This window comes from Streptomyces sp. NPDC057565 (assembly GCF_042801455.1).
In the GTDB taxonomy this organism is placed as follows: Bacteria; Actinomycetota; Actinomycetes; order Streptomycetales; family Streptomycetaceae; genus Streptomyces; species Streptomyces yanii.
Genome location: NZ_JBHVFU010000151.1, coordinates 1 through 3,841 on the forward strand (window position 1 = coordinate 1; position 3,841 = coordinate 3,841).

General features: G+C 65.2%; 4 protein-coding genes and 1 pseudogene. 3 read left to right on the forward strand and 2 right to left on the reverse strand.

Going from position 1 to position 3,841, the window contains the following annotated elements:
• Window positions 1–150: 150 nt before the first annotated feature.
• Window positions 151–968 (reverse strand): IS5 family transposase gene (locus ACFU8W_RS52165; RefSeq protein WP_384052893.1). Its coding sequence is split into 2 segments (ribosomal slippage): window positions 151–626 and window positions 626–968, totalling 819 coding nucleotides; the frame shifts between segments, so codons are not numbered across the junction.
• Between the two features lie 89 nt (window positions 969–1,057).
• Here ACFU8W_RS52165 and ACFU8W_RS52170 point away from each other — a divergent pair.
• On the forward strand, window positions 1,058–1,438 hold the full coding sequence (locus ACFU8W_RS52170; RefSeq protein ID WP_384052895.1) for a hypothetical protein: 381 nt from the start codon (window positions 1,058–1,060) through the stop codon (window positions 1,436–1,438).
• Window positions 1,439–1,518: 80 nt separating this feature from the next.
• The gene (locus tag ACFU8W_RS52175) at window positions 1,519–2,214 is read left to right on the forward strand and encodes a hypothetical protein (RefSeq protein WP_384052897.1); all 696 of its coding nucleotides are present in this window, start codon (window positions 1,519–1,521) and stop codon (window positions 2,212–2,214) included.
• A 310-nt stretch (window positions 2,215–2,524) separates the two neighbouring features.
• On the opposite strand, the gene ACFU8W_RS52180 is transcribed toward ACFU8W_RS52175, so the two are convergent.
• On the reverse strand, window positions 2,525–3,112 hold the full coding sequence (locus ACFU8W_RS52180) for a Tn3 family transposase (protein WP_384052899.1): 588 nt from the start codon (window positions 3,110–3,112) through the stop codon (window positions 2,525–2,527).
• Between the two features lie 154 nt (window positions 3,113–3,266).
• Here ACFU8W_RS52180 and ACFU8W_RS52185 point away from each other — a divergent pair.
• Window positions 3,267–3,841: pseudogene (locus ACFU8W_RS52185) on the forward strand (IS5 family transposase); the annotation flags it as partial.

Here is a 3,841-nt window from a genome sequence, read left to right on the forward strand (position 1 = left end):
TGCTGACGGCCCGTGGTTTTCATGTCTTGTCTGAGGATGAGCTGAATTCAGCGGTTGATCTGGCGCTTCCAGACATTGACAACGGGGCGGTGACGATGCGCAATGCGATCTTCTCTCCAGAGGAGTAAGCGCATTTGCTTAGAGGGTGTCTCACGTGGCGATCTTGGCGAGCTTCTTGTAGCAGGTCATGACTGCGGCGAGCCCGAGGAAGGCGAGGAAGTGACCGCCCTTGCGTTCATAGCGGACGGTCAGGCGGCGGTATCCGAAGAGCCAGGAGATCGACCTCTCGATCTTCCACCGGTGCCTTCCGAGACGTTCGGAGGACTCCACGCCCGGCCGGGCGATCCGCGGAGTGATGTTGCGTTCGCGTAGCCACGCCAGGTTGCCGGCCGAGTGGTACGCCCTGTCGGCCCGGACCTTGTCCGGGTGTCGCCGACGGGGGCCGCGGCGTGAGCGGACGGCCGGGATCCCGAGGATGAGCGGGCGAAGCGCTTGGACGTCGTTGACGTTCGCGGCGGACACCCCGACGACCACAGGCAGTCCCTGCGCGTCGGTCAGAACATGCAGTTTGCTGCCCGCTTTGCCTCGGTCGACCGGATTCGGCCCCGTCAGCGGACCCCCCTTTTCGCGCGCACTGAGGCGGCATCGACGATCACGGAGCTCCAGTCGAGTCCGCCACGGGCTCCGATCTCGTCCAGAACCACGCGGTGCGGCTGACGCCACACTCCGGATGCGGTCCAGACGGAGAACCTCCGGTGAGCCGTCGCCGGTGATACTCCGAACGTCGGTGGCAGATACCGCCACGCGCACCCGCTGGTCAGCACGTACACGACGGCCGTGAACACGGCACGTTGGTCAATCGGCGCGGTGCCACCGCCCTGCGGGCGCGAGCGGAAGGACGGCAGTACCGGCTCGACTATTGTCCATAGATCATCCGGCACGAGCCGCTGCGACAGATCCCCACCCATGAACGATCATGATGCCGCTGCCGGGTGGCCCCCGGCGACGGTCGGTGTAGGCGTTGGGCTGATTGCCCCCTCCACCTCAGAATGGGCGCATGGCTCCTCTTTCCAACGACCCGCGCCCGTTGAACGCCGACGAGCGCGCAGTGCTTGAACACATCCTGTCGGCGGAGTTCGTTGGCGCGTCGCAACTGCGGAGTCAGCTGGACCGCACCGAGGTGATCGCCGTCTGGGGGCCCGATTCCGTGAGCGTCGACCTGCAGGTCCGGGAACCTTGCGAGCATGCAGCACTGCCGGAAGCGCTCGTTCCCATAGACGCGCAAGTCCACGACCCGTCCGGCGCCTACGTCGGCGAGATCCTCGTGTGGACGGACCGGGGAGCCACGCTCGCAGCCCTGGAGTTCGCCTGGGTCACCGACGAGATGCCCGCGTCTCTCCCGGCCATCGTGGACGGCCGGCTCAGCTGGCCAGCCTGACAGGCTGACCCCACACTGAGCGCCTATGGCCCTGCAGCGCACAAGATCGCCACGCGAGACACCGTCTAAGGAAGTGCAGCATGGGAGTCGATGACGCCGAGGCAGCGACGGACGACGAGCTGTTCCAGAGAGCGCTGTTCGAGGTCAGCACGGAGGAGACAGACGACGACCCCCTTCCGGCGCTGGTGGCGTTGCATCACCGGCCGACCTCCCATGTTTTTGAACGCGCGGTTCGTCTGCTGGCACACGAATCGCCGGATGAGCGAGAGCTGGGAGCACGGATTCTGCGCGAGTTGGGCCACGACGATGGAACGGGTCACCGGCCGTTCACCACGAAGACCATCAAGGCCATCCTGGCGGAGATGCCCGACGAGCCGGACCCTTGGGTTCTGGGATGGATGATCTCCGTACTGGATTACCACTATGCCCGGGAGGCCCTCGATCTGGTACTCAGCTACCAGGCGCACACAGCACAGCCCGTCCGGTTCGCGGTAGCTGCCGCGCTTCCTGCGCTGGCCGACGAGGAACACACCGAGGCCAGAGTTGTCGAGGCTCTCCTGACGCTGTCCGAGGACGAGAACGACTCAGTGCGCTGGTATGCCTTGTATGCGCTGTTCAACGAGACGGTCGGAATCACCGACGCGCAAAAGACAGCGTGGGCTAACACTCTGACCGAAAGAGGCAGCACGGAACGACGTGCCGAGCTGCGCAAGATCGCTACAACCCTCGACGACCATGCTGATAGCACCTTGCGAAATGCTCTCGAACAGGCATAGCGCAGTAGCCTGACCAGAAGTCGCGCAAGCCCTCAGGATCATCTCATTGCCCCTTGGGCGCATCTCCCCAGGACCGTCCCGCACTTTGACCTTGACGGCCAACAGGTCTACCACCTGGCGCTGGGGTAGCCGGCGGCGGTCGTACACCGATCAGTTCCCGACCGCCGTTACGTTTCCTGGCGCCCTGCACTCGATCGGCGTGCCGTCGGCAGCACGAGCCGTGGTCTCGGAATCGGGGAAGGCGTACGGGATGCGCCCAGGGAAGGCGTGCCCGTTCGGGTAGGTGTGCCAGGTCTGCTTGTCAGCGGGCTCAGGCGGCCTGTCCAAGGACGGCAGTGCTGAGGTCGTGTTCGCGCAGCGGGGTGAAGTCGACGTCGAGTTTCGGGTCGTAGGCGTCGGGCTGGATGCCGAGTTCGTGGGTGCTGTACTCGCCGAACCGGTTGATGTGTTCGGTCAGGTATGGCGAGATGTGGGCCAGGTCCTCGGGGTCGATCTCCCACCTTTCCTCCAGCAGCTGACGGACGATCTCCGCGATGTCCAGGGCGTTGTGGAAGATCACCGCGTTCGTGAGCAGCGCGTTGAACTTCATTGCCTTCTCCTGCTCGATGGGGTCGTTGTCGGCGATGACGCCGCGGTTGCCGAAACCGATCCCCTGGGAGAATCGGTTGAACGACTCCACCTTGTTGGTTGCCGCGGTCACCCGCCGGCGAAGCAGCGCGTCGGAGAGGTAGCGCAACAGCTGGACGGTGCGGATGACACGGCCGACCTCGCGGAAGGCGGCGTAGGTTGCGTTCTTCCTCGACCCCGACCGCAGCCGCTTGAGCAGTGTGGAGGAGGAGATGGTGCCCTCGCGTACGGAAACGGCCACTATGCCCCCGGCGACCACACACGGTGACACCAGCACCTCAAGGGCCAACGAATAGGCGTCAGTCGATTACGCGAGGTCGCCAGTTCTGGACCCCTGTGGCGGTCGGGGTGGAAGCGGTGCGGTCAGCTGCGCGGTATCGCGACTAAGACCGTGTCCTATGTGGTCTTGGCTCGTTGGGCTGGTCATGGGGCGGGGTACGTGGAGTTGGATTGTTCCGGACGGGTTGTGGGAGATCGCGGAGCACGCTGATCCCTCCGTCGAAGGTGCGGCCGCAGGGCGGCGGGACGCAGGACACGCCTGATGAGACGCTGTTTGCCGCGATCATCTACGTCCTGGTCAGCGGATGCGCCTGGCGGGCCTTGCCGCCGTGCTTCGGGATATCGAAGTCGACGGCCCACCGCAGGTTCCTGATCTGGTCCAGAGCCGGTGTCTGGGGCCGGCTCCACGAGAAGATCCTGCACCGCCTGGACGACGCCGACCTGCTCGACCTCTCCCGCGCAGTCCTCGACTCCGCCCACGTCAGGGCTAAAAAAGGGGCGAACTCACAGGTCCGAGCCCCGTGGACCGGGGCAGGCCGGGTTCCAAGATGCACGTCCTGTCGGACGCGCACGGACTGCCCCTCCTCGTCGGCCTCTCCGCGGCGAACACCCACGACAGCCTCGCGCTGAAGCCCATGATCGAGGGCCACCAAACGAGACACGACCCCCACCGCGGCCGGTACTTCAAACCCCGGCGCCTGCACGCGGACAAAGCCTATGA

Coding starts and splice junctions, on each gene's coding strand:
- ACFU8W_RS52175 (WP_384052897.1), top strand. CDS start 1,519: ATGGGAGTCGATGACGCCGAGGCAGCGACGGACGACGAGCTGTTCCAG.
- ACFU8W_RS52170 (WP_384052895.1), top strand. CDS start 1,058: ATGGCTCCTCTTTCCAACGACCCGCGCCCGTTGAACGCCGACGAGCGC.